The sequence below is a fragment of the Thalassotalea sp. PLHSN55 genome (assembly GCF_052030545.1).
Lineage (GTDB): Bacteria > Pseudomonadota > Gammaproteobacteria > Enterobacterales > Alteromonadaceae > CANMXU01.
In genome coordinates this window covers 414,400-432,009 of sequence record NZ_JBPDIH010000002.1, presented here as the reverse complement: position 1 = coordinate 432,009, position 17,610 = coordinate 414,400, and the positions used below count along the sequence as shown (strand labels likewise).

The 17,610-nt window shown below is 39.8% G+C and carries 15 protein-coding genes and 1 tRNA gene; 5 read left to right on the top strand and 11 right to left on the bottom strand.

The features are described from left to right. Positions 1-519: 519 nt before the first annotated feature. The 8 genes from ACRRSQ_RS05060 to rpsU all read right to left on the bottom strand — a co-directional run bounded on the left by ACRRSQ_RS05060 (position 520) and on the right by rpsU (position 9,852). Positions 520-690, bottom strand: coding sequence for a hypothetical protein (locus ACRRSQ_RS05060; RefSeq protein ID WP_440874617.1), 171 nt, complete (start codon positions 688-690; stop codon positions 520-522). Between the two features lie 303 nt (positions 691-993). Continuing rightward, positions 994-3,612 carry an AAA family ATPase gene (locus ACRRSQ_RS05055; protein WP_440874616.1) on the bottom strand — a complete coding sequence of 873 codons (2,619 nt, stop codon included), beginning with the start codon at positions 3,610-3,612 and terminating at the stop codon, positions 994-996. 500 nt (positions 3,613-4,112) lie between these two features. Further along, a tRNA-Ile gene (locus ACRRSQ_RS05050) sits at positions 4,113-4,189 on the bottom strand. A gap of 162 nt (positions 4,190-4,351) precedes the next feature. After that, complete coding sequence (locus ACRRSQ_RS05045) at positions 4,352-4,987, bottom strand: outer membrane beta-barrel protein (RefSeq protein WP_440874615.1); 636 nt, start codon at positions 4,985-4,987, stop codon at positions 4,352-4,354. Between the two features lie 142 nt (positions 4,988-5,129). Then, entirely contained in the window at positions 5,130-6,974 is a 1,845-nt protein-coding gene (gene rpoD, locus ACRRSQ_RS05040) for an RNA polymerase sigma factor RpoD (RefSeq protein ID WP_440874614.1), read from the bottom strand. Between the two features lie 202 nt (positions 6,975-7,176). Beyond that, a complete protein-coding gene (gene dnaG, locus ACRRSQ_RS05035) occupies positions 7,177-8,931 on the bottom strand; it encodes a DNA primase (protein WP_440874613.1) in 1,755 nt (584 codons plus the stop codon). 220 nt (positions 8,932-9,151) lie between these two features. Continuing rightward, entirely contained in the window at positions 9,152-9,598 is a 447-nt protein-coding gene (locus ACRRSQ_RS05030) for a GatB/YqeY domain-containing protein (RefSeq protein ID WP_440874612.1), read from the bottom strand. A 38-nt stretch (positions 9,599-9,636) separates the two neighbouring features. Then, positions 9,637-9,852, bottom strand: coding sequence for a 30S ribosomal protein S21 (gene rpsU, locus ACRRSQ_RS05025; protein ID WP_074500846.1), 216 nt, complete (start codon positions 9,850-9,852; stop codon positions 9,637-9,639). A gap of 227 nt (positions 9,853-10,079) precedes the next feature. Between rpsU and tsaD the strand changes: the two genes are divergently transcribed. Continuing rightward, positions 10,080-11,129 carry a tRNA (adenosine(37)-N6)-threonylcarbamoyltransferase complex transferase subunit TsaD gene (tsaD, locus tag ACRRSQ_RS05020; RefSeq protein WP_440874611.1) on the top strand — a complete coding sequence of 350 codons (1,050 nt, stop codon included), beginning with the start codon at positions 10,080-10,082 and terminating at the stop codon, positions 11,127-11,129. A 1-nt stretch (position 11,130) separates the two neighbouring features. Here the strand turns inward: tsaD and plsY are convergent, their stop codons facing one another. After that, entirely contained in the window at positions 11,131-11,727 is a 597-nt protein-coding gene (plsY, locus tag ACRRSQ_RS05015; protein WP_440874610.1) for a glycerol-3-phosphate 1-O-acyltransferase PlsY, read from the bottom strand. A 195-nt stretch (positions 11,728-11,922) separates the two neighbouring features. Between plsY and folB the strand changes: the two genes are divergently transcribed. The 4 genes from folB (at position 11,923) to ACRRSQ_RS04995 (ending at position 14,592) form a co-directional block, all read left to right on the top strand. After that, positions 11,923-12,276 (top strand): dihydroneopterin aldolase, encoded by a 354-nt coding sequence (gene folB / locus ACRRSQ_RS05010; RefSeq protein ID WP_440874609.1) that lies wholly within the window; start codon positions 11,923-11,925, stop codon positions 12,274-12,276. A gap of 2 nt (positions 12,277-12,278) precedes the next feature. Next, a complete protein-coding gene (folK, locus tag ACRRSQ_RS05005) occupies positions 12,279-12,791 on the top strand; it encodes a 2-amino-4-hydroxy-6-hydroxymethyldihydropteridine diphosphokinase (RefSeq protein ID WP_440874608.1) in 513 nt (170 codons plus the stop codon). Between the two features lie 39 nt (positions 12,792-12,830). Next, the gene (locus tag ACRRSQ_RS05000; protein ID WP_440874607.1) at positions 12,831-13,658 is read left to right on the top strand and encodes an undecaprenyl-diphosphate phosphatase; all 828 of its coding nucleotides are present in this window, start codon (positions 12,831-12,833) and stop codon (positions 13,656-13,658) included. A gap of 85 nt (positions 13,659-13,743) precedes the next feature. Next, positions 13,744-14,592 carry a tetratricopeptide repeat protein gene (locus ACRRSQ_RS04995; protein ID WP_440874606.1) on the top strand — a complete coding sequence of 283 codons (849 nt, stop codon included), beginning with the start codon at positions 13,744-13,746 and terminating at the stop codon, positions 14,590-14,592. A gap of 130 nt (positions 14,593-14,722) precedes the next feature. Here ACRRSQ_RS04995 and ACRRSQ_RS04990 read toward each other — a convergent pair whose 3' ends face one another. After that, positions 14,723-16,804: a TonB-dependent siderophore receptor gene (locus ACRRSQ_RS04990; RefSeq protein ID WP_440874605.1), complete on the bottom strand. Its 2,082-nt coding sequence runs from the start codon at positions 16,802-16,804 to the stop codon at positions 14,723-14,725. A 199-nt stretch (positions 16,805-17,003) separates the two neighbouring features. Beyond that, entirely contained in the window at positions 17,004-17,543 is a 540-nt protein-coding gene (msrA, locus tag ACRRSQ_RS04985; protein ID WP_440874604.1) for a peptide-methionine (S)-S-oxide reductase MsrA, read from the bottom strand. Positions 17,544-17,610: the final 67 nt, after the last annotated feature.

The window sequence follows — 17,610 nt, the reverse complement described above, 5'->3', positions numbered from 1 at the left end:
CATTGCGTCATGCGCATTGAAGGCAGCTGAATAGCGCCTGTCTTTTTTGATGGCTCATGAGTGAGCTTGTATACGCTTTTCAATATATCACAGAGGCTAATAAGTGCAATACCCCAGCTGTCCTTGAGGTGTCTTTTATCAGACATCATGAGCAGTGGGGTCTGATAGCGACTCTGTCGAGTCGTCCCTACCCCAAAAAGTAGGGACGACTCGATACTCAAAAGGCTTTAAATGTCATTATCAGTTATTAATATGGAAAAAATCCAAAGTGAAATTATGAATATAATTCTGTTAGATATTTTAAATTAAGGTTCCACTTAAATATTATTTATTAAATCAAAAAATTAAACCGCCCAATAAACATAAATAGAATGCAAAAGTATAATGTCGGAATTATTCGTTTTGATGTGATATATCTATGGCCGCTATGGTGGCGGAGTTGCCATTTGTGGTGATAAATCATTAATTAGGTGAAACCTATGCCTTCGGGAATATTGATTGTATTGGTGGAGGAGGATGCTAGTCATTTTTAAAAATATCATAATGCAGACCACTAAATAAATTCAGCTCTACAGATTGATTCCAATCATTCAGCAGTTGAGAAAACTCTTTCATCTCATTAGGGGTAGCAGTTTTGTATAGGGATTTTTCTGATAGGTGGTTTAAACGTTCAAATTCGTCCTGATTCATAGTAAACATTCCTTGTTTATTTGTATTTAAACTATGACTTAAAGCTTTAGGTAATACAAATTATTTCAGAAAAACTGCTATTTGAGATTATTGACAGCTTCGGTGGCATAGGTGCTAGTCTAAAGCTTAAAGCGATGAGTTTATCTCGGTGTCCTCTTTAAGCTCATTGCGGACCATGATATTTACCCTTATAGTTAAAATATGTGAGTTAATCGATAACTCCACTAAAAACAACAATATTTAGTAGCAAAGACAAAACCAACTTTCACTTATTGACAAAAGTTAGCTTTATTTGACGTAAAACTATAGCGCCTGATCTAATGACTCAATTGCAGATACAATTGTATGAACTGAGTTTCGTTCGAATTCGGCTCGGTCTACTTCATCATGAGTGCCTTTGTTCAGATATCGCCATTCTAGAGAATCACCGTTAATACCTAATAATTGTTCAATGGGAGATAAGACGTTATGTTTGTCAGCGTCAGTAAAGTCACTTTTTTTAATTTTAGTTTTAAGTTGGTCTGTTAATTGCCGCAATCCAATTGGTGCATTTGCGGCACGTAATTTGATACTTAGATTACCATCACCATGTTTGCTAACATATTGCCAGACTTTCCCTGTAGTTAATGACTCCAAAGCTTGGCGAGATTTACCCAGTGCAAAACGTAATTCATTTTTGCGAATATGCTCTAATGCCCCTTCAATATAGTTCCTTGGGGCGCATTTGAAATCAACTTGAATATGCGGTTCATCAATACGGGGCAAGAACGCCAACCGCTGACTTCTTTTAACTTGTTCCACCGACAGTTGATTTTGGATATCTTTAAAAAATTCCTCTCCATGACATGTCAAGATAATCTGTTTTCCATCAAAGTAGTCATCTTCAAATAGCGTGCGCCTGATGGATTGACGATGATCATCATCAATGGCGTTAACCGGGTCATCAAAGATAAGAAGAGGACAACCTTCTTTGATGTTTTTCGCCAGTAATATCGCCAAGCCAACACAACGGATATGACCTTCACTTAGTACATGAAGCGCATCAAAATACTTTTGAGGCTCGTTTTGATAGGAGATTTTTAGCTTCTGGTTTTGTGCAAGCGGTAGCTGAATTGATGCCAATAGTTCTGTTGGTGCATCATTACGGTTGAATGCATTATATAATTTAACAACTTCATCACCTAAGTTTTCGACTAGCAGTGCAGGTAGCTTTTTACGATAGGCATTAAGTAAAGCTACAAACACCTGGTAGGACTCTTTGATTTCAATATTCTGCTCCACAATAGGCTTTTCCTGCTCGACTTCACCGATGAGTGCTTTATTTTCTTCGTCAAATTCACTAATTAGCTTTTGAGCACCTTCAATTGCTTTGATTGCAGCACTCTTCGAAGCAGCTAGTTTTTGAGCATCATTTAAAAAAACTTTTAATCGGTTTAATTCTAGTTGCTGAGCTTTCTTATTCTGTTCAATTTGAATACTTTCAGTATCCTGTTTTTCTAGGTGGTTTACCTGTGTATCAATATGCTGAATGGCTGATGTGCCATCACCTAACACAGCATGCAAACTATTCCACCATGCCACATTTAATTGAGACATATCAGCTAGCTTGAATGGTGCTAACTTGTTATCAATGGAATAAAAATTTAAGCAAGTGGATAGTATCTGATGCAATTCTTGAAGCTTTTGAAGCACTGTTTGCTCAAGTTGTTTTATCTTAGTTTGCAATTCAGCTAGGTGCTGAAGTTTGACTAGCTCCTCTCCTGCATGGGTGAAAGGATTAACGGTTACTTCTGTTAATGGGGTTAAACACGCAGGACATTGTTCAGGGCTAATTTGCTGAACTTGAGTTACAGCTTCAAATAGCTGCTGGAAAGATACTTGTTGGCTTGCATTCGCTAATTCTTCTCTTTTTTTGTTATGGTCATTTAGACTGCTTACCAACGTTTGCTTAATTAAGGCTAGGTTAGCTGCGGTTAGGTTACTTTTTTGCGGAACAGGCTTTTGCAGTTCTGCTTCTAATAAAGGTATTTTCCCTTGTCTTTCATCTGTTCCATTAAGTTCAAACATCATTTTTAGTAAAGTACAGCCTTCTCTATAGCGTGTTGCTAATGAAGTTTCTTCATCCTTTACCTGTTCAACAATGCCTTGATTAAGCTTTATTTGCTGTTCAGCGCCTTGAAGTTGAAGCCGTTTTTGAGAAAGTTTCTTTGCTTTGATACCTTCTACATCAATGTGTTTTCCATCCATTTCAGGAGAGAAATTTTTAACAAACTCATTAAACGCATCAAGGCCAAATAGTGTTGATATTAGTTCTGACTGTTTGGCTGGAGCTTGTGCAGCAATACGCGAAAAGCTATCTATTCGGTTTTTCTCAACAAAGCAAAATCGATAAAGAGCATCATTAGGTTTGATATTGATATCACTGCCTTCAGCATCAATTCCGATCAATTTGGGAGGTGTGAATTTATTGGTATGGGCATTTTTCAAATAAGCTTCAACATCTCTAAAACGTTTACTTTCAGCTTCTGCTACTGAACCTAATAAGGCGTATTCTAATGCTTCACAAAAACTAGATTTCCCCGTGCCATTTGGCCCAAAAATAAGCACTAGAAGACTTTTTAGGTCAAAAGTTTCCTCACGGCTAAATCCCCTAAATGAGTCAACCGATAACTCTTTGAGTAGAGTAAAAGACGCAACATCTGACTCAACATCTTCAAGGTTAGTTGGAATATCTGGGCTTAAGCTAGCCCATTCTTTTTGAGCAAGTTTTGCGACATGTTTAACTCGTTGTCCTTGATGAGTACTTAGTGGAACAATTTCACCCAGGCTTTTTAATACCAAGTTAGCGAATTTATGAACTGACGCACTAGATGGAGATGAAAGTAAAGTTTGCAGAAAACGCTGAAATTCAGACTGGATCATACCTTCCCTTATATTTGATAAATTGTCAGATTGCTCAGCAGAGCATTAACCTAACGATAATATCCTTTTGTACATCCTAATATCAAAGTTATCAGTTAAAAAAACTTTTGTAAATCAATATGTAGGCTAATACAGGTTACTTTGACTTTTCAACTATGTAATTAACTGTATGGAATTAAATAAAATATTTAAGATGACTTATAGCCACCTTAAAATTTTTGTCGAATGTCTGCTTTGGTGGCCAAGCTGACTATTGATTGTGATGAGTTAAGACTAAATTAGGATTGGTATGCGCTATTGAAAATATGAAGTAGTTCGTTTGGCTGTGACTTAAAATTATTATCTTGGCAATTTAAAGCCAAATGCTGAGAAAACATTCTTTATCGAATTAATTACTTATGTGATAATCGAGAAATATCAATTTTTTTGATATTTAGTAGCACAGAGGTAGCACAAGCGAGTATATGTTAGTAGGTAATTACTAGAAAAGTCAGTAAAAGTGGTGGCCCCTCAGTGACTTGAACACTGGACCTACCGATTATGAGTCGGGCGCTCTAACCAGCTGAGCTAAGGGGCCATGGTACTGCCGCTTTATGTGATAAGGCTATCAACTTAAAGCGGCGAGAAGTATAAGCATTTTTTATTTTGTTGTCACCTAAAGAGTTTTAAAAAAACTGTCATTTGATACTGTTAGGTGTTTTTTTAAACAAAAAACTATTTGCTGATAATTTATCAGTCATTAAAATGCGACGGTTATGCCTGCATTTACTTCACTTTGAAACCATACGTCGCCATCAACATAAATCGCGCAGTTGTTGTCGTTACAAAGCACTGAACTTTCCGAATCAAAAAAGGTGGCATATAGGCGTGTGCCTAAACGCAGGCTGATATTGTCGCTTACTTCATACTTGGTGAATAAACCTAAGTTAATTGAAAAACGTGTTTCGTTTGAAAGGTCGTCATGGTTTGGGGAAATATGTGTTAAGCCTAGGCCACCAGACACCCATAAAGGAATTTTACCTTTGCCTTGGTTGATTGGTGTGTTGCCGCCTACATGCAGGTAACTTACGCTAAGTTGGGTATTCAAAGGTTCAGCAAGTGGGGTAACGCCGGTATTGTCGATAAAGCTTGTTTGGTAGTGATTGAACAACACTTCACCTTGGCGTTCAAAATCAAACGGCCAAGCGAAAATTAATCCATAATTTACGTCTTCTTCTATTTCTAGCTTTTGCCTGCTGTTTTCAGCGCCAGAGGTAAAGTCGCCACCAAAGCGGTAACCAACGAGCGGGGTAATTTCGAATTGGGTGTTGTCTTGAGCTAGGCTTGGTAAGGATAAAAAAAGAGTTAAGCCAATGACTTTGATAAAAAATCGCATATGAGTGTATTTACCTTATTTAGATAATTTGATTATTAAGCGCAGTTAAAGGGTAGCAAACCTAATAATTTAAACAATGAAAAAATTGCAATAAAAAAGGAGTGACAAGTCACTCCTTTAGTTAAATCTTGATTGGCAGGTTTTATTCGCCGTCTAAGAAACTTTTTAGTTGCTCAGAGCGAGAAGGGTGGCGTAATTTACGTAACGCTTTCGCTTCAATTTGACGAATACGCTCACGGGTAACGTCGAACTGCTTACCTACCTCTTCTAAGGTATGGTCGGTATTCATATCAATACCAAAACGCATTCTTAGTACTTTAGCTTCACGGGCTGTAAGGCCTGCTAGTACTTCGTGTGTTGCGTCTTTTAAGTTTTCAGACGTTGCTGAATCAACCGGTAATTCACCACTGCCATCTTCGATAAAGTCACCTAAGTGCGAATCTTCATCATCACCAATTGGGGTTTCCATTGAAATTGGCTCTTTGGCAATTTTTAATACCTTACGAATTTTATCTTCAGGCATTACCATGCGTTCGGCTAATTCTTCAGGCGTTGGCTCACGACCCATTTCTTGTAACATTTGACGCGAAACACGGTTCAATTTATTGATGGTTTCGATCATGTGTACTGGAATACGAATTGTACGCGCTTGGTCAGCAATTGAACGGGTGATCGCTTGACGGATCCACCACGTTGCATAAGTTGAGAACTTATAACCACGACGGTATTCAAACTTATCAACCGCTTTCATCAAACCAATGTTACCTTCTTGGATCAAATCTAAGAATTGTAAACCACGGTTGGTGTATTTTTTCGCAATTGAAATTACTAGACGTAAGTTCGCTTCAACCATTTCTTTTTTCGCACGGCGAGCTTTTGCTTCACCAATTGACATACGACGGTTAATGTCTTTAATGCCATGTACGTTAAGGTAGGTTTCTTCTTCAAGTTGGTTCAGTTTGTAGATACAACGCTCTACGTCTAACTCGATATCTGCTAGGCGAGCTGAATGAGGAAGGCCTGCATTTTTCTGCTCTTCGAACCAGTCTTTTTTAGTTTCGTTACCTGGGAATATTTTAATGAAGGTAGCTTTTGGCATACCAGCACCAACCACACAGTGCTTCATGATCAAACGTTCTTGAACACGTAAACGGTCCATCACGCTGCGCATGTTTTTCACTAGGCGGTCAAATACCTTAGGTACTAAACGGAATTCTTTAAAGACTTCAGCTAAAGCGTCAATCGCTTTTTCTGCATCTTTATGGCCACGGCCTTTTTCACTGATGACTTTATTAGCCGCTTCGTAGGCTTCACGTAATAGCCCAAACTTTTCACGAGCTAGTTCAGGATCTGGACCTGTATCTTCTTCTTCCTCGTCTTCTTCATCGTCAACATCATCTTTGTCTTCATCGTCTAAATCTTCTTTAGACAATTCTGAGCCGATATGAGTTGCCGCTGCTGGAATTTCTTCTTCTTCAGCATCTGGGTCTAAAAAGCCAACAATAATGTCGCTTAAACGAACTTCTTCAGCTTCGAAGTTATCCCATTGCTCTAATAGATAATTAATTGCCGGTGGGTATTCAGAAACTGAGCGCTGTACTTCTTTAATGCCTTCTTCGATACGTTTAGCGATAACAATTTCGCCTTTACGTGTAAGAAGTTCAACAGTACCCATTTCACGCATGTACATGCGAACAGGGTCAGTTGTACGGCCAATTTCGCTTTCTACTGTAGCAAGAGCTTGTGCCGCAGCTTCGGCAGCGTCTTCATCAGTATTAGCTTCTGACATCATCAGGTCATCTTTGTCAGGTGCATTTTCAAATACTTGAATGCCCATGTCGTTGATCATGCGAATGATATCTTCAACCTGATCGGAATCGATGATGTCCTGAGGTAGGTGATCGTTCACTTCGGCAAAAGTTAAATAACCTTGCTCTTTACCTTTGGTTATTAGCTCTTTAAGTCTAGATTGTGGGGCTTGATCCATTGACGAGTATCCACCTGTAAATTATAAAAAATTGACTATCTATACGAGAAACGTAAAGCAGGCGATTTTAACAAATTGGCGATTAAATTACCAGTAGTTAACTGAGTGCTTTTACATTTCATTGCAAAAAAGCTTAGTACACAATTGTGATAGTGTTTAAGCTCATTGGTATAATTTTATTTTGTTTGTTTCTCTTGTCTTGTTAAGCATTTAACAAGGCTTGTAATTCTTGTTTTTCTTCAGGGCTAAGCTGGTTATTTCGCCCTTTTTGCATTAACTCTTCTGTGCGCTGTTCTACAAAAGTATTGAGCAGTTTTTCAATACTGTCGAGAAATACATCTTCTGCCGCATTTTCTTCAATGCCGTGTTGCCAAAACATCAGCTTAGAAAGCTGCTGACCTTGCGGGGTATCTCTGAAGTATTCAATAAGTTGGGCACTGTTAATGTTTTCATTAGCGCTACACAGACTAAGTAATTGATTTAACAAGTCTGCACCCGGTAAATTTAGGTGTTGTAAAATGGTTATGTCTGGCAGCGCTTTTACTATATGGGGATGCTCTAATAATAATGCAATAGCAAATCTTACCGGTGTCGCTTTACTGCTTACCTGAACCGCTTTTTTCTGTGCAGTTTGGCTGCTGCGCTTGGTCAGTTCAACAAGTTGTTTTTCGACACCGCCAACAAAACGATTGGCGATAGAGGTAATAATGCCGTCTTTAAGTGTACTTTGTGGCAGCTTGTTTAGGTAAGGCTGAAATAGCTCTACTAATTTAGATTTACCTTCTAGGCTATTTACGTCAACTTGTTTGGATAGGTGTTCCATCAAAAATTCAGATAAAGGTGTTGCCGTATTTAATATTTGCTCAAATGCTTCACGACCTTGTTTTCTCACTAAACTATCAGGGTCTTCGCCGTCGGGTAAAAAGACAAATCGCAGAGAAAATCCATCTTGAATAAGCGGTAGTGCATTGTCCATTGCACGCCATGCCGCATCTCGACCTGCACGATCGCCATCATAACAACATATGACTTCTTTTACGGTGCGAAATAAGGTTTGTAATTGTTCGCTAGTCGTTGCTGTGCCAAGCGATGCCACCGCGTTATTAACGCCGTGTTGGGCAAGGGCTACAACATCCATATAACCTTCAACAACCACAAGGCGGTCAAGCTGTTTGTTCGCTTGTTTGGCTTCAAACAAGCCGTAAAGTTCGTGACCTTTATGATAAATTCGTGTTTCTGGCGAGTTTAAATATTTAGGCGTACCGTCGCCTAAAACACGTCCGCCGAAACCGATAACACGACCACGTTTGTCATGAATAGGAAACATGATCCGCCCGCGAAATCTGTCATAAGGGCGAGATTTATCACCTTCAATTGCCATCCCTAAATCAATAAGTTGCTGGTTAGTATTGGCAGAAGAAAACTGTTTCATCATGCCGTCCCAGTTATCGCTAATATAGCCAATACCAAAACGTTTAACGATTTCGCCGGTTAAACCACGACCTTTTAGGTAATTAATCGCAATGTCTTTATCGGTCGCGGTTTTCAGCTGTTGCTGGTAAAAGCGACTGATTTTGCCCATCAATTCGTAGTCATCTTGTTTTTGACGATAGGCTTGTTGTTGCTGTCGTTGCTGGGCAGGGCTTAAGGTATTTTCTTCTTTAGGTACTTCCATACCGTAATGCGAAGCTAGCTCTTCTACTGCGTCGGGAAAGTCTAAGCGGTCAAACTCCATTAAAAAAGAAATGGCATTACCGTGTTCACCACAACCAAAGCAATGGTAGAACTGTTTGTCTTGACTGACGCTAAAAGAAGGAGATTTTTCGGTATGAAAAGGGCAGCATGCTTGGTAATTTTTGCCAGCTTTTTTAAGCGGAACCCTACCGTCTATCAACTCAACGATATCTGCTCTTGCTAATAAATCATCGATAAATTGTCGGGGAATTAATCCAGCCATAATGCTCTTTTACTGACAGATAATGAACTACAATTTTGGCACAAGCAGGTGTTGAATACTATAGATTGGCCAATTGAGGTGTTTCTAATAATAGAAAACCGCGAGGCATGAAGCTTTCGCGGTTTAAGTTCAGGACGAACGTATGTCGCGGTCACACGGATGTGAAGAAGCGACGAATGTTCAGGACTTTATACCTGAAATCTTTCAAGAACTGTACGGATTAAGCGTTGAGTTGTGCTCTTACTTGACCACTCACCGCGCCTAAATCGGCTTTGCCTTGCATGATAGGTTTTAATACCCCCATTACCTTGCCCATGTCAGCCATTGAGGCTGCACCGGTGTCGGCAATTGCTTGGGTAATTAATTGGGCAATTTCATCAGTTGTTAGTGGTTGAGGTAGAAATTCTTCTAGTACAACAACTTCGGCTGATTCATTTGCTGCCATATCATCGCGACCACCGTCGGTAAACATTTTGATCGACTCTTTACGCTGTTTCACCATTTTGGTTAATACGGCAATAATGTTGTCGTCGGTTGCTTCGGTTTTGTGGTCTATTTCGGCTTGCTTTACAGCTGACAACGCCATGCGAATAACGCCAAGACGAACTTTGTCTTTGGCACGCATGGCGTTCTTCATTTCATCTTTGAGTTGATTAAGTAGGCTCATTAATTGATCCTAAAACTCAAAAAGCTACTAAGGTAATCTTAGTACATGCGAACGCGACGAGCGTTCTCACGAGAAAGTTTTTTAGCGGCACGTTTAACTGCTGCTGCTTTTTTACGCTTACGTTCCCAAGTTGGTTTTTCATAAGACTCGCGACGACGAACTTCTGAAAGGATACCTGCTTTTTCACATGAACGTTTAAAACGACGTAGTGCTACGTCAAATGGTTCGTTTTCTCTAACTTTAATTACTGGCATTGTGCCTCTTACCTTAGTATGTATCTATATAAATCGGCGATTAGACTAAGCATTATTGCTTGACCATCACCCGCTCTATTTAAAAATGGGTGACGTATTCTATAGCCAAGCCTATAGCAAAGTAAAGTTTTAATCGGTTTTAGGTGGTGAATTCTTTTCAAGACAGGTAAAATCGCCGCGTTGTTTATATTGAATCAATTTTTCTGCGCTACAGTTTAGGATTATTTATGCGAATTTTGGGTATTGAAACCTCTTGTGATGAAACAGGTATAGCCATTTATGACGATGGTCAAGGCGATTTGCCTGAAGGGATTGTTGCTCACCGTTTATATAGTCAGATCGCTGTACATGCAGATTACGGCGGCGTTGTACCCGAATTAGCATCTCGCGATCATGTGCGTAAAACCATTCCGTTAATTAAAGAGGTGTTAAGCGACGCGAATATGACGCCACAAGATTTAGATGGCGTAGCGTATACCGCAGGCCCAGGTTTGGTCGGCGCATTATTAGTCGGCTGCTCAATTGGTCGCAGTTTAGCCTATGGTTGGAATTTACCAGCTGTACCTGTTCATCATATGGAAGGGCATTTATTAGCACCGATGCTAGAAGAAAATGTGCCAGAGTTTCCGTTTGTTGCTTTGTTAGTTTCGGGTGGACATACCATGTTAGTAAGAGTTGACGGTATTGGCCAATATGAAATGCTTGGTGAGTCGGTTGATGATGCTGCCGGTGAAGCGTTTGATAAAACAGCAAAACTGTTAGGGTTAGATTATCCTGGCGGGCCAGTGCTCGCCAAAATGGCTGAAAACGGCCGTGCAGGGCAATATAAATTTCCGCGTCCTATGACCGATAGACCCGGTTTAAACTTTAGCTTTAGTGGTTTAAAAACCTTCGCCGCTAATACCATTTATAAAGAAAATGAACGTATAACTAGCGAAGAAGAAAAAGTACAAGTGCATGCCGATATTGCTTATGCCTTTCAAGAAGCTGTGGTAGATACCATTGCAATTAAATGTCGCCGCGCATTAGAGCAATGTAAATTAAAACGTTTAGTTATTGCCGGTGGCGTAAGTGCCAATAGTGCGCTGCGTGAAAAGTTAACGGTGATCACCAAAAAACTTGGCGGTGAAGTCTTTTACCCGCGTCCAGAGTTTTGCACTGATAATGGTGCGATGATCGCTTATGCGGGCATGCAACGCTTAAAAGCTGGGGTTGATACTGACTTAACTTTTAAAGCGACGCCGCGCTGGCCGCTTGATACGCTAGCAGCAATTTAGCTTATTTTAACACGCTAGATGATATTTTACTTTCGGTGCCTTTAAGTAAACGAACGATATTATCTTTATGCCTAATAATGATCAGTGTGCTTAACATAAGTACCGCATAAACATAGTCAGGCTTAATTAACCACGTATAAAACGGCGCAAGCGAGACCGTTACAATTGCCGCTAAACTTGAATACTTGGTTGTTTTAGCCACAAACAGCCAAGTCACAATTAACAAAGCACCCAAATCTAAACCTATTGGTAGCAGTACGCCAAATGCGGTTGCTACCGCCTTACCACCTTGAAAATTAAAAAATATCGGGTACATATGCCCTAAACAGGCTGCGATAGCGATAATGCCTAAATAAACCGGCTCTATTGCTAAAAAGTAGGCGCTCCAAACTGGAATTGTGCCTTTTAAAATATCTAAAAATAATACTAAGGCGGCGAGGAATTTATTGCCTAGCCTTAATACATTGGTTGCGCCTGGGTTTTTAGAACCCACGGTTCTCGGATCGGGCAGGTTAGTGATTTTGCACAGCAATACCGCACTCGATATTGAGCCAATGAAATAAGCTAAAATTGTCATCACTAATGTTGTTAATAACATCAAGCCTTCTTATTTCCTTTCAATCACTAAAATTTCAATTATTTTATAATTGTATCGTTTAGTTAGCTAGTTTTTCTAGGGCTTGACAGGTAAACTCGCCATTTATTTAGTTATTGTTGATAAAAATATGTGCTAAAGGTCACAGAATTTATTAACCCTTGGCTATTTTTAAAGTGAAAACTGAAGGACAAATTTATGGATAAGGTTTTTATTAAAGGTCTTAGCATTCAAACCACCATTGGCTTTTATGCTTGGGAAAAAGAGATCAAACAAACCTTAGTTATCGATCTGGAAATGGGTTGGAATATCGCCGCAGCTGCTGAAAATGATGAGCTGGCAAAAACATTAGATTATGCACAAATATCAGAAGCTATTGCCACTTTTGCAAACGCGAACCCCGTTGATTTAATTGAAACGCTTGCCGAGCGTTTAGCCGCTTATTTAATTGAAAGTTATCACATCCCGTGGTTAAAACTGGCGATTGGTAAACCTGGTGCGGTGCACAATGCGCAAACTGTGGGTGTGGAAATCGAAAGAGGTCAACGCTAATAATGGCGCAAATTTATATCTCGCTAGGCACCAATATTAATCGAGACCATTATTTACACTTAGGTTTATCAGCACTTCAACAAGCTTTTGGCGAGCTTGCCTTATCGTCGTTATTTGAAAGCAGCCCTGTCGGTTTTGACGGCGATGACTTTTATAACATGGTAATTGGCGCCAATACCAAGCAAAGTATCGAACACGTAGTGCAAACTATGCGTGATATAGAATTTGCTCACGGCCGTGAAGAAAATGCACAAAAATTTAGCTCACGCACCTTAGATTTAGATTTACTGCTTTATGATGATTTAGTGCTTTCATCGCCTGCACAAATTCCTCGCGCTGAAATTTGCACTAACGCTTTTGTCTTGTGGCCATTAGCCGAACTTGCCGGCGATGTTATACACCCGATAGCAAAACAAACTATTGATCAGCTTTGGCAAAGTTTTGACCAAACAAGCCAACAGCTACGCAAAGTAGCGTTAACTTGGCCTGTAAACGCTCAACCAATAAATAATTAACTAACAAATAGTAAAAACTTTAAAAGGGTTTTATTAAAAATGAGTACCATCGAAATTTTAATTCTGGCATTAATTCAAGGATTGACTGAGTTTTTACCTATTTCCAGTTCAGCACATTTAATTTTGCCATCAGCAATTTTAGGCTGGAACGACCAAGGCATTGCTTTTGACGTTGCGGTGCATGTAGGCACCTTGCTTGCCGTGGTGTTGTATTTTAGAAAAGAAGTTGGCGCGATGGCGGTAGCTTGGTTTGGCACTGTTGGCATTGGCCCTGAAAAAAATAGCAACAGTTTTGACGGCAAATTAGCGTGGTGGATTATTCTTGCGACAATTCCTGCCGGGCTTTTTGGCTTATTAGGTAAAGATTTAATTGAAGAGCATTTACGTTCTGCACTTGTAATTGCCGCAACCACGTTAATATTTGGCGCTTTGCTTGCCTATGCCGACTTGCTTGCGGGCAAAAGAACCGAGTCTGAACATATTGGAATGGAAAAACTGGGGCTGAAAAAAGCCGTTATTATTGGCATTGCTCAAGCAGTGGCACTTATTCCGGGCACTTCTCGTTCAGGTATTACTATGACTGCAGGTTTAATGCTTGGCTTAAGTCGTGACAATGCCGCACGTTTTTCATTTTTACTGTCAATTCCTGCCATTGCTATGGCGGGCAGTTACTTAACGTTAAAACTCATTACGTCAATGGAACCTGTTGATTGGCAGGCCATTGGCTTAGGCAGTATTTTAGCTTTTGTTAGTGCATACGCCTGTATCCATTATTTCCTTATTTTGGTGAATAAATTAGGCATGATGCCGTTTGTTATTTATCGATTAATTCTCGGTTTTGGTTTGTTATATTTTATCTATGCTTAAGCCAATTGGCATAAGGTGCTTGAACTAAGCGCATTTGCCCCAAAATCATCAATAAGACATTATTAATTTAAAAATGGAACATGCTGTGAATACATCGGTTGTCGAAATAAATTTAGAAAACTTTCAGCAGATTGTGGTTGAAGAATCAAAATCGAAACTGGTCTTAATTGACTTTTGGGCTGAACAAATTCCTGAAAGTGTTGAGTTAAAAAATAAATTGGCGATTGCATTGCAAGGTAAAGAAGAGGCTATTTTATTTGCCACGGTTGATTGCCAAGCACAGCAACAAATCGCTCAACAATTTGGCTTACAAGCACTACCAACAGTTATTGTGATTAAAGACGGTCAACCGATTGATGGTGTATCTGGTCCACAAACCGACGAAGCTTTGCAAGCCTTTTTAGTTAAGCATTTACCTAAAGAAGAAGACGAACTGCTAGTTCAAGCCAAACAACTGCTTGCTCAAAATAATGTCAATGACGCATTAACGCCGATCGCCAAAGCGTATCAGCTAGATAGTAGCCGCGCTGATATCAAATTAGTGTTGGCACAGGTTTACATTCAAACCGGTAAACTGAGCGAAGCAGAAGAGTTGTTAGCGACCATCACCATGATCGACCAAGATAGCGACTATCAAGCGGTAATGGCAAAATTGGAATTAGCCAGTCAGGCTGCCGACTCTCCAGAGATCAAGGCATTGGAAACACAACTGGCGAGTGAGCCAGATAATAGTTCACTTAAACAACAATTAGCAGCGCAATATAATCAAGTTAATCGCAATGAAGAGGCGTTAGCTATTTTGTTTCGTTTGATGCAGGCTGATGCTAGCGATCAAACCAGCAAAACCTTATTGCTCGATATTTTAAAAGCACTGCCAGACGGTGACCCATTAGCGACTAAGTACCGTAGAAAACTGTATACCTTGATGTATTAGTAAAAAACTCGCTAAATTATGAAGATACAAAAAATGGCTAAGAAAGTAATTTCTTAGCCATTTTTATTTAAGCTAGATGCAGCGACATAAGTTTTAGTCGCAAAAGCCTTTAGCGTTAAACATTTTAGCGTTAAAAAGGCATTTGCATCGACAGGCGGAAATGTCTGCCATCTTCAACGGTGACACTTGAATAAGATCCGCCAGCTAAATAGGTTTTATCCAATAAGTTTTCAATGTTGAAGCGAAAGTTAACTTCTTGCTGATAAATCGTGCTGCTATATGTCGCACCAATATCAATGCGCGTATAAGCATCTTTTACTATGGTATTTTCAACATCAGCGTAGCGCTCACCTTGATAAAACGCGCCAGCATTAATGGCTATCTTTTCGTTAAATTCGTAACGTGACCACAATGACGCAGACCATTTTGGTACATCGATTGGCGTATTTCCAGCTAGCGTTACGTCATTATCTTCGCCATAGGCGGCATCTAATTGCATCACAGAAGTCATTAAAAATAAACGGTCGGTAATTGAGCCTTGTGCGCCAAGTTCAAAACCTTGATGACGCTGTGTACCTGCTTGGGTAGTAATGGTTTGATAGTCGCCAGGACCAGCATAATCTTCAGTGACTAACATGCCATTTTTGGTAATATCAAAAATGGCACCGGTCAACAATAAGCGATCATCAAGTAACTGCCATTTTGCGCCAATTTCAAATTGCTCGGAGGTCATTGCCTCGAGTTCCATACCATAATTTACGTCCGAATCATCAACGATTGTTTCGGTAGTTTGTGGCTCAAACCCTTCGCTATAACTTGCGTATAGGGTGATTTCGTCGCTTGGATGATACAAAATCCCCGCTTTTGGCAAGAAGGTTTCATTATCGGCATTGTCTTTCTTTTGGATATCGTAACGACCACCTAATGATATTTGCCATTGATCGTTTAAGCTAATGAGATCTTGAAAGTAAAAACCGTAATAGTGATATTCAGTGATGCTCTGGCTGGCAATTTCGTCGTAGTTAATATTGGCATCAGGTTCACTATCGCCAACCGTATAGTCAAACGACTGTCCATCGTATTTGGTTTGTTGATAATAGTAATTAAGGCCGTTGGCGCCTATTAATAATTGATGGTTCATACCTGCTAAGGTTAAATCAGCGGTTAAATCTAGGTAGGCGGTGCTAAATTCCCAGTCATCAAAACGGTCATAAGGTCTTGAAGTATAACTTTGACCATGCTCGACATTTTCGTTGTACTTGGGTGCAGACTCAAAACGCTGACGCTCAAAGTTTTGCTTGTTAATACCTGCTTTTAACTGCCATTCATTATTTAATGCATATTCAACATCAACACCTAAATTATTCACCGTAATATCGGTAAACGCCCACGACATGTCGCGAATGGTTTTATTGTCGCCAATTACATTACCGTCGCTATTTAACCAGGCGCCAGTATCTAAACCGGCTTTGTCATTGGTTTGATCGGCGTGAAAACGCACTAATAAGTTATCGGTAACGTCGTAGTCTAAAACTAAGGCACCTAAAAGGCGGTCACGTTCACGCTGTTCACCATTTTGATATTCGCGTTCATAAACTGCGTTTTGTTGTACTAATACGCCGCGATATCTCAGGCTTTCATCGTCGTTTAATGCGCCGCCGCTATCTAAGGTAAAACGCGTTGAACCTAAATGGTCAACATCAGCGCCTACAGTGGTAAAACGATTAAAAGTTGGCTTTTTGGTGACCATGTTAACTAAACCACCAGGGGCAGATTGTCCATACAAAATACTCGATGGCCCTTTGATCACTTCAACACTTTCCAGAATCTCAATAGGTTGTTGATAATGCGACCAATGCTGATGACCGTCACGTAAATAGCCATTGTTAGAGCTTAACTCAAAGCCACGTAAATTAAAGACTTCACGATTACGCTGTTTTGAACCTGCAATAAGGCTGGCGTCATTTTGTAATACTTCACTTAACGTAGTCGCTAACTGCTCATTAATAATGATGTCGTTAATAACGCTGACTGATTGTGCTGTTTCAAGCAACGACATATCACCGCGCATTGCGCCGCTGGCGTTATCAACTTTATAGTTATTAAAATAACTCCCTTTAACTTCAATAATTTCGATGTTTGAATCGTCGGCAACACTGTGCGTGGACACTAAGGCAAGGGCGATGGCACTAACAAGAGGAGCGTATTTCATGGTTCTTCCAATAAGCGGAAAGTGAGAATAATAATTGCTCGCCATGTTAATGATAACGATTATCACTAACAAGTAATCAAGTGTAACTGAGGTCGGTTAAATTGTTGTTAGCGGGAGTTTTTTTGTTGGAATAAGAGTGAGGAAGCAGTCTAAGCCAATAAAAATGGGTAGCAGGTTTATGTTTGCTACCCATTTGGTATTAACTCTCTTGTAACAAGTGAGGGAAGTTCTCAAGGAATTTTTGGATCTTTTTGGCAACAACCAACTGACAATAGCGATTGTCACCATTGTTGTTGTAATAATCTTGGTGATAACTTTCAGCTGAATAAAACTGCGTCAAGGGTACAACTTTCGTAACAATGGCGTCGCTAAAACTATTGGCTTGGGTTAGCTCGTTAATTTTATTTTTAGCGGCTTGGGCATGCTCATCATTGTGATAAATAATGGTCGAACGATATTGGCTGCCAATATCATCACCTTGGCGGTTTAGCGTGGTTGGATCATGAATCGCAAAAAATACCGTCAACAGTTCTGACACTGAAATAACGTCGCTATCAAAGGTGATTTGTACCACTTCTGCATGATTAGTATTACCTGAGCAGACTTGTTCATAACTTGGGTTTTCAATGTCACCATCAGCATAACCACTAATAGCAGATTCAACCCCTTTTATACGAGCGAAAATATTTTCTACACACCAAAAGCAACCAGCACCTAGCGTAATTATTTGACGATTCATGTAAGTAACCTTGTTTAACGACAAAGAGTTTTGATAAAAGCCAATAATACTCGTTCAATCAATTTAC

Bases quoted from the DNA above. Each gene is read 5' to 3' on its own strand.
- rpsU (WP_074500846.1), bottom strand. From the start codon at position 9,852: ATGCCAGTAATTAAAGTTAGAGAAAACGAACCATTTGACGTAGCACTA.
- rpoD (WP_440874614.1), bottom strand. From the start codon at position 6,974: ATGGATCAAGCCCCACAATCTAGACTTAAAGAGCTAATAACCAAAGGT.
- plsY (WP_440874610.1), bottom strand. From the start codon at position 11,727: ATGTTATTAACAACATTAGTGATGACAATTTTAGCTTATTTCATTGGC.
- msrA (WP_440874604.1), bottom strand. From the start codon at position 17,543: ATGAATCGTCAAATAATTACGCTAGGTGCTGGTTGCTTTTGGTGTGTA.
- ACRRSQ_RS04990 (WP_440874605.1), bottom strand. From the start codon at position 16,804: ATGAAATACGCTCCTCTTGTTAGTGCCATCGCCCTTGCCTTAGTGTCC.
- tsaD (WP_440874611.1), top strand. From the start codon at position 10,080: ATGCGAATTTTGGGTATTGAAACCTCTTGTGATGAAACAGGTATAGCC.
- ACRRSQ_RS05045 (WP_440874615.1), bottom strand. From the start codon at position 4,987: ATGCGATTTTTTATCAAAGTCATTGGCTTAACTCTTTTTTTATCCTTA.
- ACRRSQ_RS05000 (WP_440874607.1), top strand. From the start codon at position 12,831: ATGAGTACCATCGAAATTTTAATTCTGGCATTAATTCAAGGATTGACT.
- dnaG (WP_440874613.1), bottom strand. From the start codon at position 8,931: ATGGCTGGATTAATTCCCCGACAATTTATCGATGATTTATTAGCAAGA.
- ACRRSQ_RS05055 (WP_440874616.1), bottom strand. From the start codon at position 3,612: ATGATCCAGTCTGAATTTCAGCGTTTTCTGCAAACTTTACTTTCATCT.
- folB (WP_440874609.1), top strand. From the start codon at position 11,923: ATGGATAAGGTTTTTATTAAAGGTCTTAGCATTCAAACCACCATTGGC.
- folK (WP_440874608.1), top strand. From the start codon at position 12,279: ATGGCGCAAATTTATATCTCGCTAGGCACCAATATTAATCGAGACCAT.
- ACRRSQ_RS05030 (WP_440874612.1), bottom strand. From the start codon at position 9,598: ATGAGCCTACTTAATCAACTCAAAGATGAAATGAAGAACGCCATGCGT.
- ACRRSQ_RS05060 (WP_440874617.1), bottom strand. From the start codon at position 690: ATGAATCAGGACGAATTTGAACGTTTAAACCACCTATCAGAAAAATCC.